Source organism: Streptomyces sp. NPDC093065 (genome assembly GCF_044754585.1).
GTDB lineage: Bacteria > Actinomycetota > Actinomycetes > Streptomycetales > Streptomycetaceae > Streptomyces.
In genome coordinates this window covers 117,105-137,335 of sequence record NZ_JBIVPJ010000012.1, presented here as the reverse complement: position 1 = coordinate 137,335, position 20,231 = coordinate 117,105, and the positions used below count along the sequence as shown (strand labels likewise).

The window sequence follows — 20,231 nt, the reverse complement described above, 5'->3', positions numbered from 1 at the left end:
CGAGTGGGCGAACTCGCAAAAGTTCGCCCACTCGTCGGACGGCGGTCACCGCAACCGGCGGAGCCGCCGGGTCACTTGGTGACGCCCGCGTCCTTCAGCGCCTTCTGCCACGCGTCGGGCGTGCTCGGGGTCTCGACCACCTTGTCGTTGATCTTGATCGTCGGCGTCGACTCGACACCCTCGGCCTTGTCGAAGGACTTGCTCATCCGCATCGCCCAGGCGTCGTAGGTGCCCTTCTCCACGGCGTCCTGGAACTTCTTGTTGTCCTTCAGCGCGTCGACCGTGTTCGCCACCTTGATCAGGTAGTCGTCCTTGGCGAACTCGTCGGTCGACTCCTCGGGGTGGTAATCGGTGGAGTACAGCGCGGTCTTGTAGTCCACGAACGCCTCGGGGCCGACGTTCAGCGCGGCGCCGAGCGCGCTCAGCGCGTTCTTCGAGCCCTCGCCGCCCAGGTTGCCGTCGAGGAAGGTGCCGATGGTGAAGGAGAGCTTGTAGTCGCCATCCTCCATGCCCTTGTTGACGGTCTCGCCGATGCTCTGCTCCATGGCGGCGCAGCCCGGGCAGCGCGGGTCCTCGTAGAGGTGGACGACGTTGTCGGACTTGGACTCGCCCATGACGACCGTGGTGCCGTCCTTGCCGGAGGTGTTGGCCGGGGCCACCACCTTCGCCTCGGCGGCCTTGTCCCAGCCGGTGGGCTTGTTGTTCTGCACGACGGCGTAGCTGATGCCGCCGGCTATCGCCAGCACGCCGACGATGGAGGCGGCCACGACGAGCTGCCGCTTGACCTTGTCGCGCTTGGCCTGGCGCTCGCGCTCCTGACGCAGACGCTCACGGGCCGCCGTCTTCGCCGCCTGGCTGTTCCGCTTGCTCATGATGATGATCTCTCCGGGGACGCGCACACGGGGGTGTGCGGAGGTGCGTATGGGGGGACTGCCGTGCTCGGTGGTGCTCGTGCGACCTGGGTGGTGCCGGGTCACACGAGGGCCGCCACCGGGCTCGGTGGTCCGCGACGTCCCAGGGAGTGCGTGAGGATCCGCTCGCGGGCGCCGGCGGCGCGGCGGGCCGGGGGCACGGGGCGGCGCACCGCCGGTGCCCGGCGTACGCTCACGGCCGCGACGGCGAGCAGCAGCGGCCGGAAGGTGGTCGCGGCCACCGCGCCGAGCAGCTGGGCCAGCGCCCGCTCGCCGCGCCGCAGCCAGGCCGCCGCGAGCAGCCCGACGCCGATGTGCGCGCCGAGCAGCAGCCAGGCGGTGCGGGGGTCGGCCTGGGCCAGCACCGATGCCATCCGGTCGGTCTCGGCCCCGGTGACCCGGGTCAGCGGCGCGGTCACCCCGGCGTGGATGCCGGTCCCGTCGCCGCACAGCACGTCGAAGCCGACGGAGCGCAGCGGGCCCGCGACCGGGCCGCCCGCCCGGCCGTAGCAGACGTGCTGGCCGGTGGTGAAGACGGTGTCGGCGGCCAGCTCCAGCGGGATCAGCAGGGCGGCGATCCGCCCGAAGCCGCGCTCGCGCCGCCCGGCCAGGGCGTACGCGATCAGGAACACGGCGGCGGCGACCGCGGCCACCGTGCTCAGCGGCAGCGGGACCCCGGACAGCAGCACGTGCGACGCGGTGCTGAGGGTCACGGCGAGTGCCGTGAACAGCGCCGCGCGTACGGCTCTGAGCGGGGTTCCGGATATGTCCATAGCAGTAGAAGAGTGTGTCACGGGGTCCGGTAAGGGACCCCTAAAGGTTGCCTGTGAGAGTCCCGACAGGCGGGGCCGGCTACAGGCCCGGGATGCGGCCGTTGCGGAACAGGTCGACGAAGGTCTGGTGGTCGGCCCGCGCGCGGGCGCCGTACCGGTGCGCGAAGTCGACCAGCAGGGGTGCGAAGCCCTCCTCGTCGGCCGCGATCGCCGCGTCGATGGCCCGCTCGGTGGAGAACGGCACCAGGGACTCCCCGGACTGGTCGTCGGCCGCCCCGTGCATGGTGGCGGTGGCCCGGCCCAGGTCGGCGACGACCTCGGCGATCTCCTCCAGGTCGTCGATGTCGCCCCAGTCCAGGTCGACGGCGTACGGCGAGACCTCGGCGACCAGCTGCCCGGCGCCGTCCAGCTCGGTCCAGCCCAGCCACGGGTCGGCGTGCGCCTGCAGGGCCCGCTGGGAGATCACCGTGCGGTGGCCCTCGTGCTGGAAGTAGTCCCGGATCGCCCGGTCGGTGACGTACTGGGAGACGGCCGGGGTCTGGGCCTGCTTGATGTAGATCACGACGTCGTTCTCCAGGGCGTCGCTGTTGCCCTCCAGCAGGATGTTGTACGAGGGCAGGCCGGCCGAGCCGATGCCGATGCCCCGGCGGCCGACGACGTCCTTCACGCGGTAGGAGTCCGGGCGGGCCAGGGAGGACTCGGGGAGGGTCTCCAGGTAGCCGTCGAAGGCCGCGAGCACCTTGTAGCGGGTGGCGGCGTCCAGCTCTACGGAGCCGCCGCCGGGGGCGAAGCGGCGCTCGAAGTCACGGATCTCGGTCATCGAGTCCAGCAGCCCGAAGCGGGTCAGCGAGCGGGCCATCCGCAGCGCGCCCAGCAGCGGTCCGTCCGCGGTGTCCAGCGTGAAGGGCGGCACCTCGTCGCTCTTGGCGCCGGTGGCCAGGGCGTGGATCCGCTCGCGGTACGCGCCCGCGTACACCCCCACCAGCTCGGTGATCTGCTCGTCGCTGAGCGCCTTGGCGTACCCGATCAGCGCGACGGAGGCGGCGAAGCGCTTGAGGTCCCAGGTGAACGGGCCGACGTAGGCCTCGTCGAAGTCGTTGACGTTGAAGATCAGCCGGCCGGTGGAGTCCATGTACGTGCCGAAGTTCTCCGCGTGGAGGTCGCCGTGGATCCACACCCGGGAGGTCCGCTCGTCCAGGTAGGCGCCGCCGTGCCGGTCCCCGAACTCCGGGTCCTCGGTCAAATCGCGGTAAAAGAGACCGGCGGTGCCGCGGTAGAACGCGAAGGCCGACGCCGCCATCTTCCGGAACTTCACGCGGAACGCCGCGGGATCCGCGGCCAGCAGTTGACCGAAGGCGGTGTCGAAGACGGCGAGGATCTCCTCGCCGCGGTGCTCCTCGTTGAGCTGCGGGACCGACATGCCTGGTGCCTCCTGGTGCGGTGATGCCTGACGGGTGGAGCGGATCTCCACCCGGGCCAACGTTCGAGGGGATGCGGGAGTGCCCGCCCCAGAAGGTACGCGGCGGGAGCCTTCGAGTGTCAGTGGCGAGGCATAGACTTCGACGCTGACCCCCCGGATCGACCGCAGCCAGTCGTCCCCAGTTTTCCCAGGAGGCCGCACGTGTCCAAGCCGCCGTTCACGCACCTGCACGTTCACACCCAGTACTCGCTGCTGGACGGTGCCGCGCGGCTCAAGGACATGTTCAACGCGTGCAACGAGATGGGCATGACGCACATCGCCATGTCCGACCACGGCAACCTGCACGGGGCGTACGACTTCTTCCACTCCGCGCAGAAGGCCGGCGTCACCCCGATCATCGGGATCGAGGCGTACGTCGCCCCCGAGTCCCGGCGCAACAAGCGCAAGATCCAGTGGGGCCAGCCGCACCAGAAGCGGGACGACGTCTCGGGTTCCGGCGGCTACACCCACAAGACGATGTGGGCGACCAACAAGACGGGGCTGCACAACCTCTTCCGCCTCTCCTCCGACGCGTACGCCGAGGGCTGGCTGCAGAAGTGGCCCCGGATGGACAAGGAGACCATCAGCCAGTGGTCCGAGGGCATCGTCGCCTCCACCGGCTGCCCCTCCGGCGAGGTGCAGACCAGGCTGCGCCTCGGCCACTTCGACGAGGCCCTGAAAGCTGCCGCCGACTACCAGGACATCTTCGGCAAGGACCGCTACTTCCTGGAACTGATGGACCACGGCATCGACATCGAGCACCGGGTCCGCGACGGGCTCCTCGAGATCGGCAGGAAGCTCGGCATTCCCCCGCTGGTCACCAACGACTCGCACTACACCTACGCGCACGAGGCGACCGCGCACGACGCCCTGCTGTGCATCCAGACCGGCAAGAACCTCTCGGACCCGGACCGCTTCCGCTTCGACGGCACCGGCTACTACCTGAAGTCGACGGACGAGATGTACGCCGTCGACTCCTCCGACGCCTGGCAGGAGGGCTGCGCCAACACCCGCCTGGTCGCCGAGATGATCGACACGGCCGGTATGTTCGAGAAGCGCGACCTCATGCCGAAGTTCGACATCCCCGAGGGCTTCACCGAGGTCACCTGGTTCCAGGAGGAGGTCCGCCGCGGCATGGAGCGCCGCTTCGCGGGCCAGGTCCCCGAGGACCGCCAGAAGCAGGCCGAGTACGAGATGGACGTCATCATCCAGATGGGGTTCCCGGGCTACTTCCTCGTGGTCGCCGACTTCATCATGTGGGCCAAGAAGCAGGGCATCGCGGTGGGCCCCGGCCGAGGCTCCGCTGCCGGTTCGATCGTGGCCTACGCCATGGGCATCACCGACCTCGACCCCATCCCGCACGGCCTGATCTTCGAGCGGTTCCTCAACCCCGAGCGCGTCTCCATGCCCGACGTCGACATCGACTTCGACGAGCGCAGGCGCGTCGAGGTGATCAGGTACGTGACGGAGAAGTACGGCGCCGACAAGGTCGCCATGATCGGCACGTACGGCAAGATCAAGGCGAAGAACGCCATCAAGGACTCCGCGCGCGTCCTCGGCTACCCGTACGCGATGGGCGACCGGCTCACCAAGGCCATGCCCGCCGACGTCCTCGGCAAGGGCATCGACCTCAACGGCATCACCGACCCGACGCACCCGCGCTACAGCGAGGCCGGCGAGATCCGCTCGATGTACGAGAACGAGCCGGACGTGAAGAAGGTCATCGACACCGCCAAGGGCGTCGAGGGCCTGGTGCGGCAGATGGGCGTGCACGCCGCCGGCGTGATCATGTCCAGCGAGCCCATCGTCGACCACGCCCCGATCTGGGTGCGGCACACCGACGGCGTGACCATCACGCAGTGGGACTACCCGCAGTGCGAGTCGCTCGGCCTGCTGAAGATGGACTTCCTCGGCCTGCGCAACCTCACGATCATGGACGACGCCGTCAAGATGGTGAAGTCCAACAAGGGCATCGACCTCGACCTGCTGTCGCTGCCACTGGACGACCCCAAGACCTTCGAACTGCTGCAACGCGGCGACACGCTCGGCGTCTTCCAGTTCGACGGCGGACCCATGCGCTCCCTGCTGCGGCTGATGAAGCCGGACAACTTCGAAGACATCTCCGCCGTCTCCGCGCTCTACCGTCCCGGCCCCATGGGCATGGACTCGCACACCAACTACGCGCTGCGCAAGAACGGCCTCCAGGAGATCACGCCGATCCACAAGGAACTGGAGGAGCCCCTCCAGGAGGTCCTCGCGGTCACCTACGGCCTGATCGTCTACCAGGAGCAGGTGCAGAAGGCCGCCCAGATCATCGCGGGCTACTCGCTCGGCGAGGCCGACATCCTGCGCCGCGTGATGGGCAAGAAGAAGCCCGACGAGCTGGCGAAGAACTTCGTCCTCTTCCAGGCCGGAGCCAGGAAGAACGGCTACAGCGACGAGGCCATCCAGGCCCTGTGGGACGTGCTGGTGCCCTTCGCGGGCTACGCCTTCAACAAGGCGCACTCGGCCGCGTACGGCCTGGTCTCCTACTGGACCGGTTACCTCAAGGCGAACTACCCGGCCGAGTACATGGCCGCCCTGCTCACCTCGGTCAAGGACGACAAGGACAAGTCGGCCGTCTACCTGAACGAGTGCCGGCGCATGGGCATCAAGGTGCTGCCGCCCAACGTCAACGAGTCCATGTCGAACTTCGCCGCGCAGGGCGACGACGTGATCCTCTTCGGCCTCTCCGCCGTGCGCAACGTCGGCACCAACGTCGTCGAGTCGATCATCAGGTGCCGCAAGGCCAAGGGGAAGTACGCGTCCTTCCCCGACTACCTGGACAAGGTCGAGGCGGTCGTCTGCAACAAACGGACGACGGAGTCGCTGATCAAGGCCGGAGCCTTCGACGAGATGGGGCACACCCGCAAGGGCCTCACCGCGCAGTACGAGCCGATGATCGACAACGTGGTCGCGGTCAAGCGCAAGGAGGCCGAGGGGCAGTTCGACCTCTTCGGCGGCATGGGCGACGAGCAGAACGACGAGCCCGGCTTCGGACTCGACGTCGTCTTCGGCGAGGACGAGTGGGAGAAGACCTATCTCCTCGCCCAGGAGCGGGAGATGCTCGGCCTCTACGTCTCCGACCACCCGCTCTTCGGCCTGGAGCACGTGCTCTCCGACAAGGCCGACGCGGGCATCTCCCAGCTCACCGGCGGTGACTTCGGCGACGGCGCGGTCGTCACCATCGGCGGCATCATCTCCGGCCTGCAGCGCAAGATGACCAAGCAGGGCAACGCCTGGGCCATCGCCACCGTCGAGGACCTGGCCGGCTCGCTGGAGTGCATGTTCTTCCCGGCGACCTACCAGCTGGTGTCCACGCAACTCGTCGAGGACGCCGTGGTGTTCGTCAAGGGGCGCCTCGACAAGCGGGAGGACGTGCCCCGGCTGGTCGCGATGGAGCTGATGATCCCCGACCTGTCCAACGCGGGCACCAACGCGCCCGTGGTCCTCACCATCCCGGCGACCCGCATCACCCCGCCGATGGTCAGCAGGCTCGGTGAGATCCTCACCCACCACCGGGGCGACAGCGAGGTGCGGATCAAGCTCCAGGGGCCCACGAAGACGACGGTGCTGCGCCTGGACCGGCACCGGGTGAAGCCCGATCCGGCCCTGTTCGGCGACCTGAAGGTGCTGCTCGGCCCGTCCTGCCTGGCGGGCTGAGCGTCGAACGAGCGAGGGCGCACCCGGTTGCCGGGTGCGCCCTTCGTCGTGAACGTCAGTTGTGGCCGAAGCGCTTCTGCCGCTTGCGGGAAGCCGCGTCGCCCGGCGTCGTCAGCTGCGGGGAGTGCTGCTCCTCGCGGTCCAGCACGGCCGACTCGGCCGTCTGCGGGGAGCGCTCGGACTGGGGCTGCTTACGATCACGGTTGTTCTTGTTCTTGGCCATGGTGATCTACCTCCTGAGGGGGATCTAGGGGCCAGGGCCGGAACCAGATTCACATAGGCCAACAAAGAACGCATATCGGGCAATTACCGTCCGTGACGCGGTCCGGGCGGACGCGGAGTGCCGAAACGCCACGCCGAAGATCGAGTTCGGGCCGTTAACCTCCGCGTGGTCGGGCAGACTCGAAGGAAGCCCGAAGCAAACCTCCCGGAAAGAGGGTGGATCGCGTGGACCGCTGCATCGTCCTGGTGGACGCCGGGTATCTGCTGGGGGCCGCCGCGAGTCTCCTGGCAGGAGAGCCCTCGCGCTCGCGCATCACCGTCGATCACGCCGCTCTCGTCCAGGGGTTGCGCGACCGCGCCGAGTCCGACACGCAGCAGCCCCTGCTGCGCATCTACTGGTTCGACGGCGCCCCCGACCGCGTCCCGCAGCCCGAACACCGGCGGCTGCGCGTGATGCCCCGGGTCACCGTTCGGCTCGGCGCCCTCACACGCAGTGACGGTCGCTGGGCGCAGAAGGGCGTCGACGCCGCCATGCACGCCGAACTGACCGAGCTGGCCCGCAACCGCGCCTGCGCCGACGTCGTCCTGGTGACCGGCGACGGCGACCTGCTGCCCGGCATGATGGCCGCCAAGGAACACGGCGTCGCCGTCCACCTGTGGGCCGTACAGGCCGCCGACGGCGACTACAACCAGTCCGAGGACCTCGTCGCCGAGGCCGACGAACGCCGCGTCCTCGACCGCACGTGGATCACCAAGGCGGTACGCGCCAAGGAACTCGGCGGCATCTGCGCGCCGCCTCCCGTGCCGCGCCCCGAGATCGCCGCGATCCTCTCCGCGCCGCTGCCCGAGTCCGCCCTCTCCGCCGCCCGGCGGCCCGCCGAGACGCCCGAGCACCCCACCACGACGGCCGCCGCGGGCGGCACCGACGAGCGGGTGCCGCCCGCCAAGGGCGTGCCCACCCCCAAGGACCTCGCCGCCCTGCGCGCCCCAGGCGCCCACTCCGCCCCGCAGCCGACGAACGCCACCCTGCGCTGGTCCTCCGACAAGGGCTGGGTCGACCGGCCCGCAGCCGAGTCGTCCGAGGCCGCCTCGCTGCCGACGCTCGCCCAGCTCACCACGGCCGAGCAGCGCTGGGCGGACCGCGAGGAGGACATCACCACGGTCGGCGGCGACCCGTACGAGGTCGGGCAGGTCTTCGCCCGCCGCTGGCTCGAACGCCTCGGCGACCACGCCCACCTGCAGAAGCTGTCCGGGATGTACCCGCGCATCCCGCACCGTGTCGACGGCGAGCTGCTGCGCTACGCGGCCCGCTTCGGGCTGCTCGCGCACAAGGACGACCAGATCGACGAGCACGACCGGTACGCGATCCGGGCCGGGTTCTGGCGGGAGGTCGACGTGCGGACGGCGACCGAACGCACGCCTGCCGCGGAGTGAGGCGCCCCGACGGCCCCGGCACACCTGCGCTCCACCCGGCTGAATCGACACTTATGGGCGGACCCGGGGACGGGCCGGGGGGACCGACCCCGTAGTCTCGTCCCTTGTGAGTACGCGCGCGGCACAGGCATCTCGACCCGGTGGCGATGCCGTGTGCGTGGTGCGCGAACTGACCAAGACCTATCCGGCCGTACGCGGCCGGCGCGGCGCTCCGGCCACTCCCGAGGTCCGGGCCACCGACGACGTCACCCTGGACATCCGCCGCGGTGAGATCTTCGGACTGCTCGGGCCCAACGGCGCCGGCAAGTCCACCCTCGTACGCCAGCTCACCGGACTGATGCGGCCCGACTGCGGCAGCGTGGAGATCCTCGGGCACGACATCGTGCGCCACCCGGAGCGGGCCGCGCGGATCCTCGCCTACCTGGGCCAGGAGTCCAGCGCCCTGGACGAGCTGACCGTGTCGCTCGCCGCCGAGACCACCGGGCGGCTGCGCGGCCTCGAGGTGCGCCGGGCCCGCGCCGAGCGGGACGCCGTGCTCGAGGAGCTGGGGCTGACCGGCCTCGCCGCCCGTCCGATCAAGAAGCTCTCCGGCGGCCAGCGCCGCCTGGCCTGCTTCGCCGCCGCACTGGTGGGGCAGCGCCCGCTGCTCGTCCTGGACGAGCCGACCACCGGCATGGATCCGGTGGCCCGGCGCGCGGTGTGGACGGCCGTCGACCGGCGGCGCGCCGAACACGGCACCACCGTGCTGCTCGTCACCCACAACGTCATCGAGGCGGAGACCGTCCTCGACCGGGTCGCCGTCCTCGACCGGGGCCGCGTGATCGCCTGCGACACGCCCTCCGGGCTCAAGGAGAAGGTCGCCGGAGAGGTCCGCGTCGACCTGGTGTGGCGCGAGAGCGCGCCGCTGCACGTCCCGGAGGTCGCCGCCCTGCGCGACCGCGTCGTCGAGGCGGGGCGCCGCTGGACGCTGCGGCTGGCCCCGGAGGAGGCCCGCGCGGTCGTCGCCACCGTGACCGGCGGCGCGGCCTTCGCCGCCCTGGACGACTTCACCCTGGCCACGCCCAGCCTGGAGGACGTCTACCTGGCGCTGGGCGGCGCCGCGCGGCAGGGGCTGGTGAGGGCGTGAGCACGCGAGCGGTGAGCACACCGGCCGCAGCATCCGTACCCGTCGGGACGAGTGCACCCGTTCGGGTGAGCGCTTCGAACGACCCTAGCGAAGGGGAGCAGCGCGACGTGAGTGTCGTACCCGCCGATGCCCTGCAGGGCGCTGCCCCGGCAGCCGAGGAGCGGCACGTGACCGGCCCGGCCGAGCTGGGGCCCAGGGCACGGCTGTGGCCCTCTCTGGTGGCCGTGTACCGGGCGCAGCTGTCCCGGGCGCGGGTCGCGCGCATCCCGCTGCTGTTCGTGGCGACCTTCCAGTCGATCGGCATCATGGTCCTGATGCGGGGCGTCGTGGACGGCGGCGGCGAGGCGCAGGCCGTGGTCGCCGGGTCCGCGGTGCTCGTCGTGGCCTTCGTCGCGCTGAACCTCCTCGCCCAGTACTTCGGCCAGCTGCGCGCCAGCGGCGGCCTCGACCACTACGCGACGCTGCCGGTGCCGCCCGCCGCGGTGGTGCTGGGCGCGGCGGGCGCGTACGCGTCCTTCACCGCGCCCGGGACCGTGGTGACGGCGGTGTTCGGCTGCCTGCTGTTCGGGCTGCCGATGACCCACCTGTGGGTGCTGCTGGCCGTGATCCCGCTGGCGGGCGCCGCGCTCGCCGGACTGGGCGCGGCGCTGGGCCTGCTCGCCCCCCGGCCCGAGTTCGCCACGCTCCTCGGCCAGCTGGGCATGTCGGCTGCCCTGCTCCTCGGCGTGCTGCCGCCCGAACGGATGCCGCAGGTGGTGCGTCTGGCCCGGGACCTGCTGCCCTCCACGTACGGTGTCGAGGCCTTCGCGCGCACGTTCGGCGGACGGCCCGACTGGGGCTTCGTCCTCGGCGACCTCGCGGTGTGCGCCGCGGTCGGGGTGATCTCGCTGGCCGTGGCCACCTGGGCGTACCGCCGGGCCGCCGTCCGGTGACGCGCCGCACAGGCGGGTTTGGCACGATGGCACGGTGACCGCACCCTTGACTCCGCCACCGCCGCCGAACGAACGCCCGTCGTACCGGGGCGGGCCGGTGCCGCCGCCCGCCGGTGCGCACGCGGTGGGCGCCGACGCGGTGGGTGCCGCGCCCGGCGGCCCGTACGACCCCCACGGTGACCCTCATGGCGAACAGGACGGCCCCGGGATGTTGAAGGAAGTGCGGCAGGCCGCCGTGACCGTGGTGGCGGTCGCGGTCTTCGGCGCGCTGCTGGGCGTGCTGTGGTGGAAGCTGGCGCCCAGTGTGCCGCTGGTGGGCGACGTGGTCGACGGCAACTGGGTCGTCTACCTCAAGGACTCCGAGGGCGAGCAGGCGATCGGCGTCGACGGAACGTTCACGCTGCTCGCGCTGGCGTTCGGGGCGCTCAGCGCGATCGTGGTCTTCCTGCTGCGGCGGCGCGGGGGAGTGCCGCTGGTGGTGGCCCTCGGCGTCGGCGGGGTGCTCGGGTCGCTGCTGGCGTGGCGGCTCGGGGTGTGGCTCGGGCCGACGCAGGACGTGATCGCGCACGCCAAGGAGGCGGGTGAGGGGGTGACGTTCTCCGCGCCGCTGAAGCTGGGGGCGAAGGGCGTGCTGCTGGCGTGGTCCTTCGCGGCGCTGGTGGTCCATCTGGGGCTGACGGGGCTGTTCGGGCCGCGGGACCCGGAGCCGGATCCCTGGCCGGCGCCGGGGCAGTATCCGGCGGGGCCGTACGGCAAGTAGGCATCGCCGGGCGGGTGGCGGGGTGGGTGCGCGGCCCGGCGTTGCGGGGTGCCGCCTGCGCCCACCCGTGCCGCCCTGGGGGTACCTCCCAGGCCGTTCAGGCACTGGGGGAGGCACGACTGCCCGCAGTTGGGGGGCTGTGCGGCACGACTGCGCGCAGCTGGGGGAGGAGGCTATGCGGAGCGGGCGATGGGGGCCAGGGTCGCGTTCGTGAGGGCGGTCAGGTCGGCCGGGGAGAGTTCGACCTCCAGGCCGCGGCGGCCCGCCGAGACGCAGATCGTGGCGTGGTCCGTGGCCGAGGCGTCCAGGACCGTCGCGAGCCGCTTGCGCTGGCCCAGCGGGGAGATGCCGCCGCGTACATAGCCCGTGGTGCGCTCGGCCAGGGCGGGGTCGGCCATCGCAGCCCGCTTGCCGCCCACCGCGGCCGCCAGCGCCTTGAGGTCCAGCCGGCCCGCCACCGGCACCACCGCGACCGTCAGGGCACCGTCGACGTCCGCCACCAGTGTCTTGAACACCCGTTCGGGGGAGACACCCATCGCCTCGGCCGCCTCCTCGCCGTAGGACGCGTGGGCCGGGTCGTGCTCGTAGGCGTGGACCGTGCAGGTCACCCCCGCCGCCGTGAGCGCCACCGTCGCGGGCGTGCCGCCGGACTGCTGCTGCTTCCTGTTCGCCTTGCTCGGCTTCTTCGCCATGCGGGCCAGTACCTCAGTTGAGACTCGTCGGGCCGCGCGTCAGTTCCGACGCCGGCAGGGACGGCAGCGTACGGATGATGGAGGTCTCGGAGCGAAGGAGTTTCAGCTCGTCCCGCAGCCGCGACGCGGTGTCCGGGGCCTGGAGCAGGCGCTGCTTCGTCGGCGTGTCCAGCATCATCGCGGCGGCGACCAGGTAGGAGACCACACCCGGTTCGTCCGGCAGGTCGGCGCCGGTCGCCAGCGACCGTTCGCGGGCCCCCGCCAGCCGCTTCTGGTACTGCCGGAAGGAGCGCAGCACACCCTCGGCCAGGGCACCCGCCTCGTCGCCCGGCTCCTCGGGCAGCGGCTCCAGTTCGGCGGTCAGGAAGGGGCCCGAGGTCTCCACCGAGGTCAGGCGCACCCGGTTGGTGCCGGTGGCCAGCACCTCGAAGCTGCCGTCGGCCCGCTCGCGGATCGTCGCCGCGTCCGCGATGCAGCCGACCTTGTGGAACGCCTTGAGCGGATCGGCCCCGAACCCGGCTGTCGGCCCGTGCTCGACGGTGGCCGTCGGGTCGGGCAGGCCGGGGGCGGTCCTGGCCACCTCGTGGCCGTCGCGGATCGCCACGACGGCGAACCGGCGTGGTTCGTCCTCCGAGGTCTTCAGCAACTCGCGCATCATGGCGCGGTAGCGCTCCTCGAAGACGTTGAGCGGGAGCACCAACCCCGGGAACAGGACCGAGTTCAGGGGGAAGAGGGGGAGCCGGACGGTGGTCACGACGCAGAAGCCTAATGGGCGCCCGTCTCCAGGCGCGCACGGACGTCCGCGCGCACCTGGACGAAGCGGCCGAGCGGGTCGGGGTCGTCGGTGTCCCGCTCCCACGGAAAGGACGTGACGTACGGGCCGGTCAGCCGCAGTTGCTCGGCCGCGTCCCGGTGGCGCTCCAGGCGTACGAGGACGTAGACGAGCAGGTTCCGCAGCTCCGCCGCCCAGGGGTCGGCCGCCGGGTGGGCCGCAGAGAGGGCGGTCGCGCGGTCGGCCGCGCCGTCCAGGCGGCGGCGGTGCGTGCGTACGGCGGTGGCGCCGTCGGCGGACGTGCCGGTGGCGGAGGTGCCGGTGGCCGTGAGGCAGGTGAAGGCCGCGCGCAGGGGCAGGGCCCGTACCAGCGCGTCCTCGGGGGCGTCCTGAGCGGCCGTCTCCGCGAAGTCCAGGCACTCGCCGTGGGCCCCGGGCGAGGCGTCGGCCAGGTACTCCAGGGCGGCGACGTGACTGCCGTAGTGGTGCGGGGAGCGGCGGACCGCCTGCTCCCACAGCCGCTCGAACTCGGCGTGCGGCGCGTGCGCGCCCCGCGCGGCGTCCAGCGCGGTGCGCCACGGCACCGGGTCGACGGGGCCGGCGGCCTCGGCGGCGGCGACGAGCGCGGGGATCACCTGGCGCAGCATTTCGGTGCGGGCCGGGGAGTCCCAGCGGCGGTGGACCGTCAGACGGGCCGCCACCAGCAGGGCGTCGGGGTCGTCCGGCGCGGCCGCCCGCCAGGTGTCCAGCCACCCGGAACGGGAGCGGGCGAAGGCGGCGAGCCGGGTCGCGTAGCGGTCGCGGTGGTCCCATTCGGCGTTGACGCGGGTACCGGCGAGCAGGCCGGCCGCGGGGCCGTGCTCGCCGCGGGCCGCGGCGACGAGGGCGGGGGCGAGGCGGTCGTCGGGGGCGTCGAGGAGCACGTCGTCGTCTGGGGCGGGCCGTGGTGACCGGGAGCGGGCCCGGACAGCGGCGGTCCGCAGGAACGCGCGCAGCATGGCCAGTACGACGGTCGAGGGTTCGGGATGGTTGTGCGGCCCCGGCTTCGCCTTCGGCCGGTCGTGTTCCCACCCGCACCGGCCGTCCCGCACCGGCTGCGCGTTCCGGGGTCGCGCCCGCGGGCGGCCCAGGCGGGGACTCCCCGTCCGCGGCGGCTGCCCCGCGGCCGGTGGCGGGCGGTGAACGGGGTGGACGTGCCCCGAGCGCCGCGCGTCCCGGGAGTACCGTGCCGGGTGCCGGGTGCCGGGTGCCGGGTGCCGGGTGCCGGGTGCCGGGTGCCGGGTGGCCGACGGCCCGTGGCCGGCTCCGGGCAGGAGCCGAACCCTCCGGGCAGGAGCCGAACCCTCCGGGAGCCGGGGACAAGCAGCCCCGCGAAGCGGATCCCGCGCCGCCCCGCGCCGCCCAGGGCGGCCCGAACCGCCCGAACCGCCCGAGCCGAAGCGGGCCGACCCCGAGCCTCCCTGAGCCGCCCCGGGGGAAGCGGGCCGACCCCGAGCCTCCCTGAGCCGCCTCGGGCGGAAGCGGGCCGACCCCGAGCCGCCCCGAGCCGAAGCGGGCCGACCCCGAGCCTTCCTGAGCCGCCCCGGGGGAAGCGGGCCTTACCCCGAGCCTTCCTGAGCCGTCTCGGGTCGAAGCGGGCCTCGCCGGGGCCAGGGACGAACGGGTAGCCGGGAAGGTGATGCGCTGTCTCGGGCAGCTGCCGTGGCCGTCTGTCCTGCCGCGGGGGCGGGGCCGGGCCCGCTGTCGGGGCCTCCTCGGGGCGGGGGACGTGCTCGGCCCGGGCGGACCGCGGGCACCCCCGGCGGGATCAGTTCCGGCGGAGCAGGCGGGTCGCCCCCGCCGCCACCGTCGTCGCCAGGACCCAGCCCAGCAGGACCAGGGCCGTCGCGAGCCACTGCCAGCCGTCGTGGAGCTGCCAGGAGCCCGCCTGTCCCAGGTCGATCACCGGGAGGAGGAGGTCGAGGGCGAAGAGTGCCGGGTTCCAGTCCGGGTGTTCGCCGCTCTTCAGCGGGGGCGGCTCCGCGCGGGCGAAGGCGAGCGAGCCGGCCGCCCACAGCACCGCCATCCACACCGCCGCCCGGCCCGGCCGGTAGCCGTAGGCGACCGTCCAGTCCTGCGCGTAGCCCACCAGCTTCGCGGCGACCGGAAGGCTCTCGCGGCGCCTGCGGTGCTTGGCGAGCAGCACCTCGCGGGCGTCCTCGTCCTCGCCGCCGGCCCGCAGCACGGCGGCGAGGCGCTCGTACGGCTCCGGGTGGTACTCGGCGGTGGCGGCGCCCACCCAGCGCAGCCGCTTCTCCAGGGGGAACGGCCCGCGCGGCACCAGGTTCTCGTAGGCGAAGCCGCCCATGTGCAGCCGTCCCGGGCCCGGCCAGCTGTCCGCCCGGTCCATCAGGTTGACCACCCGCGCCCCCGACAGCACCACCCGCCCGCGCGCCGGACGCTCGCCCAGGAAGCGCAGCTCGGGCGTCTGCACCCGGCGCAGCGACAGCTCCTGCTCGTCGGTGAAGGTGAACCGCGCGTGCTCCAGGTCCAGCGCGTCGCCGAACCGCCCGTCGTCGAGACGCACCCCGCCCTCGCACTCGAAGCGCTGGATGCGGGTGCCCTGCGCGGGTGTGGTCCCGCGCAGCAGCGGACTGCCCAGACCCGCCGGGGTCAGGTACAGCGTGCGCTCCACCGTCAGCTGCGGGGCGTTCAGCGCGTGCCGCGTGTACGGGTTCAGGAGCCGGGCGCCGCGCAGGCTCAGCGACACGCCGACCTGGGCGCTGCGCAGGCTCACCTCGCCGTGCGACTCCAGCATCTCGGCCTGGAGGTCCTGTCCCACCGTCATGCCGTCCGCGGCGATGGACCGCCCGCTGCGGTCCCGGTGCACGATCGCCTGGTTGAGCAGCAGGTCGGTGCCTATCTGCGCGTCCGTGAGCCGGATGCCGCCCGGGAAGCGGGAGCGCGGCAGGTGCAGGTCGCCCTCGGTGTGCAGCCGCGCGGCCTCCAGGCGCGGCACCGCGCAGTCCACCAGCCGCACCGTCGTGAACCGGGTCTCCGGCAGCAGCAGCTCCCGGTCGAAGCGGCAGCGCCGCAGCTCCACGTAGGGCACCACCGTGCCGCCCGCCAGATCCATCGTGTCGCTGATCCGCACGCCCACCAGCTGCAGCGAGGACACCCGGCCCGCGAGCGCCGGCGGCCCGTCGAGCAGCAGCCAGCACACGACGCGCGCCCGCACCGTCCGCTCCGGACCCCACGGCTGCCCGCCGTGCGGATCGTCGACGAGCGTGTCACCGCTGCGCAGGTCGTACACACTGCCGTTGCGGAAGGCCTGCCACATGCCCGCCTCGGCGGTGGTCAGGTCGTCCGGCAGCTCTCCGTCACGACGGCGGGCCCCCTGGGTCACGGTGCTTCACTCCCTCCCCAACTACTCGTCGGTCGCTCACGCTTCGTACAACCGTTCATGCCCACTGTGTGACCTTCCGAACACTCAAAGTGAGCACGGATCGCGCGAGTTCACCCTGGGCCGTGAGGTCCGTCGCGTTCTGTATCAGCCATTGATACGCGCGGACCGTGCCGGACGCGGGTCTGAGAGAATTGGTTCCGTGATCTCCCGAATCGATCTGCGCGGCGACGCCCTCCCCGAGGGCCCCGCCCTGCGCGACCTGCTGCCCCGAGCCGACTTCGACGTCTCGGTCGCCCTGGAGAAGGTGCGTCCGATCTGCGAGGCCGTGCATCATCGCGGGGACGCGGCGCTGATCGACTTCACCGAGCAGTTCGACGGGGTCCGGCTGCAACAGGTGCGTGTTCCGGCCGAGGAGCTGACCCGCGCGCTGGAGGGCCTCGACCCGGACGTGCGCGCCGCGCTGGAGGAGTCGATCCGCCGTGCCCGCCTCGTCCACCGCGAGCAGCGCCGCAGCACGCACACCACGCAGGTCGTGCCCGGCGGCTCGGTCACCGAGAAGTGGGTGCCGGTCGAGCGGGTCGGGCTCTACGTGCCCGGCGGCCGGTCGGTCTACCCGTCGTCCGTGGTCATGAACGTGGTGCCCGCCCAGGAGGCCGGCGTCGGCTCGATCGCGCTCGCCTCGCCCGCGCAGGCCCCCGCTTTTGAGAACGACCCGGCCGGCGGCATCCCGCACCCCACGATCCTGGCCGCCTGCGCCCTGCTCGGCGTCGACGAGGTGTACGCGGCGGGCGGCGCCACCGCCGTAGCGATGTTCGCCTACGGCACCGAGTCCTGCCCGCCCGCCGACATGGTCACCGGCCCCGGCAACATCTGGGTCGCCGCCGCCAAGCGCTACTTCACCGGGAAGATCGGCATCGACGCCGAGGCCGGACCGACCGAGATCGCCGTCCTGGCCGACTCGACCGCCGACCCGGTGCACGTCGCCTCCGACCTGATCAGCCAGGCCGAGCACGACCCGCTGGCCGCCGCCGTCCTGGTCACCGACTCCGTGGAGCTGGCGGACGCGGTGGACAAGGAGCTCCAGCCCCAGGTCGAGGCGACCAAGCACGTCGAGGACCGGATCCGTCCGGCGCTGGCCGGCCGCCAGTCCGCGATCGTCCTCGTGGACGGCCTGGACGAGGGACTGCGCGTGGTCGACGCCTACGGCGCGGAGCACCTGGAGATCCAGACCGCCGACGCCGCCGCCGTCGCCGACCGGGTCAAGAACGCCGGCGCGATCTTCGTCGGCCCCTGGGCGCCTGTCTCGCTCGGCGACTACGCGGCCGGGTCCAACCACGTCCTGCCCACCGGCGGCTGCGCCTGTCACTCCTCGGGCCTGTCCGTGCAGTCCTTCCTGCGCGGCATCCACGTCGTCGACTACACGCGCGACGCGCTCGCCGAGGTCGCGCACCACGTGGTGACGCTGGCGGAGGCCGAGGACCTGCCCGCGCACGGCGCGGCGATCAAGGCGAGGTTCGAGTGGAAGGTCCCGGAAAGCAAGTGACGTTCGGCATCGACGATCTCCCCGTACGGGACGAGCTGCGCGGCAAGTCCCCCTACGGCGCGCCCCAGCTGGACGTGCCGGTACGGCTGAACACCAACGAGAACCCCTACCCGCTGCCCGAGGCCCTGGTCGAGCGGATCGCCGAGCGCGTCCGCGAGACCGCCCGCGACCTCAACCGCTACCCCGACCGGGACGCGGTCGAGCTGCGCACGAGGCTCGCCGAGTACCTGACCAAGACCTCCGGGCACCCCCTGGACGTGAGCAACGTCTGGGCGGCCAACGGCTCCAACGAGGTCATCCAGCAACTGCTGCAGACCTTCGGCGGCCCCGGCCGCACCGCGATCGGCTTCGAGCCGTCGTACTCGATGCACGGCCTCATCGCGCGCGGCACCGGCACCGGCTGGATCTCCGGGCCGCGCCACGAGGACTTCACCATCGACGTGCCCGCCGCCGAGAAGGCGATCGCCGAGCACCGCCCGGACGTCGTCTTCGTCACCACCCCCAACAACCCCACCGGCAACGCGGTCCCGGCCGAGACGGTCCTCGCCCTCCACGAGGCGGCGCAGCGCGCCAGGCCGTCGATGGTCGTGGTGGACGAGGCGTACATCGAGTTCAGCCACGGCACCTCCCTGCTGCCGCTGCTGGAGGGCCGGCCGAACCTGGTCGTCTCCCGCACCATGTCGAAGGCGTTCGGCGCGGCGGGCCTGCGCCTGGGCTACCTCGCCGCGCACCCGGCCGTCGTCGACGCCGTCCAGCTCGTACGGCTGCCGTACCACCTGTCCGCCGTCACCCAGGCGACCGCGCTGGCCGCCCTGGAGTACACGGACACGCTGCTGAAGTACGTCGAGCAGCTGAAGGCCGAGCGGGACCGGCTGGTCGCCGAACTGCGCGCCACCGGCTACGAGGTGACCGAGTCCGACGCCAACTTCGTCCAGTTCGGGCGGTTCGCGGACTCCCACGAAACCTGGCGGAAGATCCTCGACCGGGGTGTCCTGGTCCGGGACAACGGCGTGCCGGGATGGCTGCGGGTCAGCGCCGGCACCCCGGAGGAGAACGACGCGTTCCTCGACGCGGTACGTGAAGTCAAGAAGGAGCAGAACACATGAGCCGCGTGGGACGCGTGGAGCGCACGACCAAGGAGACCTCGGTCCTCGTCGAGATCGACCTCGACGGCACCGGCAAGACCGACATCGCCACCGGCGTCGGCTTCTACGACCACATGCTCGACCAGCTCGGCCGGCACGGTCTGTTCGACCTGACCGTGAAGACCGACGGCGACCTGCACATCGACTCCCACCACACCATCGAGGACACCGCCCTCGCGCTGGGCGCCGCCTTCAGGCAGGCCCTCGGCGACAAGGTGGGCATCTACCGCTTCGGCAACTGCACGGTCCCGCTGGACGAGTCCCTCGCCCAGGTCACCGTCGACCTGTCCGGCCGCCCCTACCTCGTGCACACCGAGCCCGAGAACATGGCGCCGATGATCGGCGAGTACGACGTGACGATGACCCGGCACATCCTGGAGTCCTTCGTCGCCCAGGCCCAGGTCGCCCTGCACGTGCACGTGCCCTACGGGCGCAACGCGCACCACATCGTGGAGTGCCAGTTCAAGGCGCTGGCCCGGGCCCTGCGCTACGCCTCGGAGCGCGACCCGCGCGCGGCCGGCATCCTGCCTTCCACGAAGGGCGCGCTGTAACCGATGAACGGCACGTCCACCGCACTGATCGTCGTCGGTCTGTTCCTCCTCGGCGGCATCTACTCCTTCGCCAAGCAGCAGATGCCCAGGGGCCTGATCGTGCTGCTCTCCATCGGCGCCGGCATGTGCCTGCTCGCGGGCGTCCTGAGGCTGGAGGTCTGGAATTGACCGGCGCCGCCCCGGCCAGGAAGGTCGTCGTCTTCGACTACGGCTTCGGCAACGTCCGTTCCGCCGAGCGCGCCCTCGCGCGCGCGGGGGCCGACGTCGAGATCACCCGTGACTACGACAAGGCCATGAACGCCGACGGGCTGCTGGTACCCGGCGTCGGCGCCTTCGCCGCCTGCATGGAGGGCCTGAAGGCCGCGCGCGGCGACTGGATCGTCGACCGCCGGCTGTCGGGCGGCCGCCCGGTCATGGGCATCTGCGTCGGCATGCAGATCCTCTTCTCGCGCGGCATCGAGCACGAAGTGGAGGCCGAGGGTCTGGACGAGTGGCCCGGCACGGTCGGACCGCTCCGGGCCGACGTCGTGCCCCACATGGGCTGGAACACGGTCGAGGCGCCGGCCGACTCCCAGCTCTTCGCCGGCCTGGACGCCGACGCCCGCTTCTACTTCGTGCACTCCTACGCCGTCCACGAGTGGACCCAGGAGACGCACAACCCGCTGATCGCCGAGCCCAGGGTCACCTGGTCCACACACGGCGAGCCCTTCGTGGCCGCCGTGGAGAACGGCGCGCTGTGGGCCACCCAGTTCCACCCCGAGAAGTCCGGCGACGCCGGCGCCCAGCTCCTCACCAACTGGATCGAGACCCTGTAGAGATGAGCC

Annotated in this window: 18 protein-coding genes; 10 read left to right on the top strand and 8 right to left on the bottom strand. The window is 72.1% G+C overall.

What is annotated here, in order from left to right; genetic code table 11:
• Nucleotides 1-71: 71 nt before the first annotated feature.
• The 3 genes from ACIQFU_RS21730 to ACIQFU_RS21720 all read right to left on the bottom strand — a co-directional run bounded on the left by ACIQFU_RS21730 (nucleotide 72) and on the right by ACIQFU_RS21720 (nucleotide 3,104).
• Nucleotides 72-872 (bottom strand): DsbA family protein, encoded by an 801-nt coding sequence (locus tag ACIQFU_RS21730; protein ID WP_402553627.1) that lies wholly within the window; start codon nucleotides 870-872, stop codon nucleotides 72-74.
• A 101-nt stretch (nucleotides 873-973) separates the two neighbouring features.
• Complete coding sequence (locus tag ACIQFU_RS21725; protein WP_402553625.1) at nucleotides 974-1,684, bottom strand: hypothetical protein; 711 nt, start codon at nucleotides 1,682-1,684, stop codon at nucleotides 974-976.
• 79 nt (nucleotides 1,685-1,763) lie between these two features.
• The gene (locus ACIQFU_RS21720; RefSeq protein WP_402553623.1) at nucleotides 1,764-3,104 is read right to left on the bottom strand and encodes a DUF2252 domain-containing protein; all 1,341 of its coding nucleotides are present in this window, start codon (nucleotides 3,102-3,104) and stop codon (nucleotides 1,764-1,766) included.
• Between the two features lie 201 nt (nucleotides 3,105-3,305).
• Between ACIQFU_RS21720 and dnaE the strand changes: the two genes are divergently transcribed.
• On the top strand, nucleotides 3,306-6,845 hold the full coding sequence (gene dnaE / locus ACIQFU_RS21715) for a DNA polymerase III subunit alpha (protein WP_402553621.1): 3,540 nt from the start codon (nucleotides 3,306-3,308) through the stop codon (nucleotides 6,843-6,845).
• A 55-nt stretch (nucleotides 6,846-6,900) separates the two neighbouring features.
• On the opposite strand, the gene ACIQFU_RS21710 is transcribed toward dnaE, so the two are convergent.
• Complete coding sequence (locus ACIQFU_RS21710) at nucleotides 6,901-7,068, bottom strand: hypothetical protein (protein WP_402553620.1); 168 nt, start codon at nucleotides 7,066-7,068, stop codon at nucleotides 6,901-6,903.
• Nucleotides 7,069-7,292: 224 nt separating this feature from the next.
• On the opposite strand from ACIQFU_RS21710, the gene ACIQFU_RS21705 reads away from it, so the two are divergent.
• The 4 genes from ACIQFU_RS21705 (at nucleotide 7,293) to ACIQFU_RS21690 (ending at nucleotide 11,319) form a co-directional block, all read left to right on the top strand.
• Nucleotides 7,293-8,501: an NYN domain-containing protein gene (locus ACIQFU_RS21705; RefSeq protein ID WP_402553618.1), complete on the top strand. Its 1,209-nt coding sequence runs from the start codon at nucleotides 7,293-7,295 to the stop codon at nucleotides 8,499-8,501.
• A 151-nt stretch (nucleotides 8,502-8,652) separates the two neighbouring features.
• Complete coding sequence (locus tag ACIQFU_RS21700; protein WP_402553752.1) at nucleotides 8,653-9,627, top strand: ABC transporter ATP-binding protein; 975 nt, start codon at nucleotides 8,653-8,655, stop codon at nucleotides 9,625-9,627.
• A 107-nt stretch (nucleotides 9,628-9,734) separates the two neighbouring features.
• Nucleotides 9,735-10,559, top strand: coding sequence for an ABC transporter permease (locus ACIQFU_RS21695; protein WP_402553616.1), 825 nt, complete (start codon nucleotides 9,735-9,737; stop codon nucleotides 10,557-10,559).
• 34 nt (nucleotides 10,560-10,593) lie between these two features.
• Nucleotides 10,594-11,319, top strand: coding sequence for an AAA family ATPase (locus ACIQFU_RS21690; RefSeq protein WP_402553615.1), 726 nt, complete (start codon nucleotides 10,594-10,596; stop codon nucleotides 11,317-11,319).
• A 173-nt stretch (nucleotides 11,320-11,492) separates the two neighbouring features.
• Here the strand turns inward: ACIQFU_RS21690 and ybaK are convergent, their stop codons facing one another.
• The 4 genes from ybaK to ACIQFU_RS21670 all read right to left on the bottom strand — a co-directional run bounded on the left by ybaK (nucleotide 11,493) and on the right by ACIQFU_RS21670 (nucleotide 16,168).
• Nucleotides 11,493-12,011, bottom strand: a complete 519-nt coding sequence (gene ybaK / locus ACIQFU_RS21685) for a Cys-tRNA(Pro) deacylase (protein ID WP_402553613.1) — start codon at nucleotides 12,009-12,011, stop codon at nucleotides 11,493-11,495.
• 13 nt (nucleotides 12,012-12,024) lie between these two features.
• Nucleotides 12,025-12,765, bottom strand: a complete 741-nt coding sequence (locus tag ACIQFU_RS21680) for an LON peptidase substrate-binding domain-containing protein (RefSeq protein WP_402553612.1) — start codon at nucleotides 12,763-12,765, stop codon at nucleotides 12,025-12,027.
• 11 nt (nucleotides 12,766-12,776) lie between these two features.
• Nucleotides 12,777-13,781 carry a hypothetical protein gene (locus tag ACIQFU_RS21675; RefSeq protein WP_402553611.1) on the bottom strand — a complete coding sequence of 335 codons (1,005 nt, stop codon included), beginning with the start codon at nucleotides 13,779-13,781 and terminating at the stop codon, nucleotides 12,777-12,779.
• A gap of 809 nt (nucleotides 13,782-14,590) precedes the next feature.
• Entirely contained in the window at nucleotides 14,591-16,168 is a 1,578-nt protein-coding gene (locus ACIQFU_RS21670) for an oxidoreductase (protein WP_402553609.1), read from the bottom strand.
• Nucleotides 16,169-16,367: 199 nt separating this feature from the next.
• On the opposite strand from ACIQFU_RS21670, the gene hisD reads away from it, so the two are divergent.
• Genes hisD through hisH form a run of 5 tightly spaced genes read left to right on the top strand, consistent with a single transcriptional unit; the run spans nucleotide 16,368 to nucleotide 20,222 of the window.
• The gene (gene hisD / locus ACIQFU_RS21665; RefSeq protein ID WP_402553607.1) at nucleotides 16,368-17,711 is read left to right on the top strand and encodes a histidinol dehydrogenase; all 1,344 of its coding nucleotides are present in this window, start codon (nucleotides 16,368-16,370) and stop codon (nucleotides 17,709-17,711) included.
• Complete coding sequence (locus ACIQFU_RS21660; RefSeq protein ID WP_402553606.1) at nucleotides 17,708-18,817, top strand: histidinol-phosphate transaminase; 1,110 nt, start codon at nucleotides 17,708-17,710, stop codon at nucleotides 18,815-18,817. Before hisD ends, ACIQFU_RS21660 begins: the two co-directional genes overlap by 4 nt.
• The gene (gene hisB / locus ACIQFU_RS21655) at nucleotides 18,814-19,407 is read left to right on the top strand and encodes an imidazoleglycerol-phosphate dehydratase HisB (RefSeq protein WP_003976763.1); all 594 of its coding nucleotides are present in this window, start codon (nucleotides 18,814-18,816) and stop codon (nucleotides 19,405-19,407) included. The genes ACIQFU_RS21660 and hisB overlap by 4 nt, the downstream gene beginning before the upstream one ends.
• Before the next feature lie 3 nt (nucleotides 19,408-19,410).
• Complete coding sequence (locus ACIQFU_RS21650) at nucleotides 19,411-19,575, top strand: hypothetical protein (protein ID WP_402553605.1); 165 nt, start codon at nucleotides 19,411-19,413, stop codon at nucleotides 19,573-19,575.
• On the top strand, nucleotides 19,572-20,222 hold the full coding sequence (hisH, locus tag ACIQFU_RS21645) for an imidazole glycerol phosphate synthase subunit HisH (RefSeq protein ID WP_402553604.1): 651 nt from the start codon (nucleotides 19,572-19,574) through the stop codon (nucleotides 20,220-20,222). Before ACIQFU_RS21650 ends, hisH begins: the two co-directional genes overlap by 4 nt.
• The last annotated feature ends 9 nt before the right edge of the window (nucleotides 20,223-20,231 follow it).

Coding starts and splice junctions, on each gene's coding strand:
- ACIQFU_RS21730 (WP_402553627.1), bottom strand. CDS start 872: ATGAGCAAGCGGAACAGCCAGGCGGCGAAGACGGCGGCCCGTGAGCGT.
- ACIQFU_RS21725 (WP_402553625.1), bottom strand. CDS start 1,684: ATGGACATATCCGGAACCCCGCTCAGAGCCGTACGCGCGGCGCTGTTC.
- ACIQFU_RS21720 (WP_402553623.1), bottom strand. CDS start 3,104: ATGTCGGTCCCGCAGCTCAACGAGGAGCACCGCGGCGAGGAGATCCTC.
- ACIQFU_RS21710 (WP_402553620.1), bottom strand. CDS start 7,068: ATGGCCAAGAACAAGAACAACCGTGATCGTAAGCAGCCCCAGTCCGAG.
- ybaK (WP_402553613.1), bottom strand. CDS start 12,011: ATGGCGAAGAAGCCGAGCAAGGCGAACAGGAAGCAGCAGCAGTCCGGC.
- ACIQFU_RS21675 (WP_402553611.1), bottom strand. CDS start 13,781: ATGCTGCGCGCGTTCCTGCGGACCGCCGCTGTCCGGGCCCGCTCCCGG.
- hisB (WP_003976763.1), top strand. CDS start 18,814: ATGAGCCGCGTGGGACGCGTGGAGCGCACGACCAAGGAGACCTCGGTC.
- ACIQFU_RS21650 (WP_402553605.1), top strand. CDS start 19,411: ATGAACGGCACGTCCACCGCACTGATCGTCGTCGGTCTGTTCCTCCTC.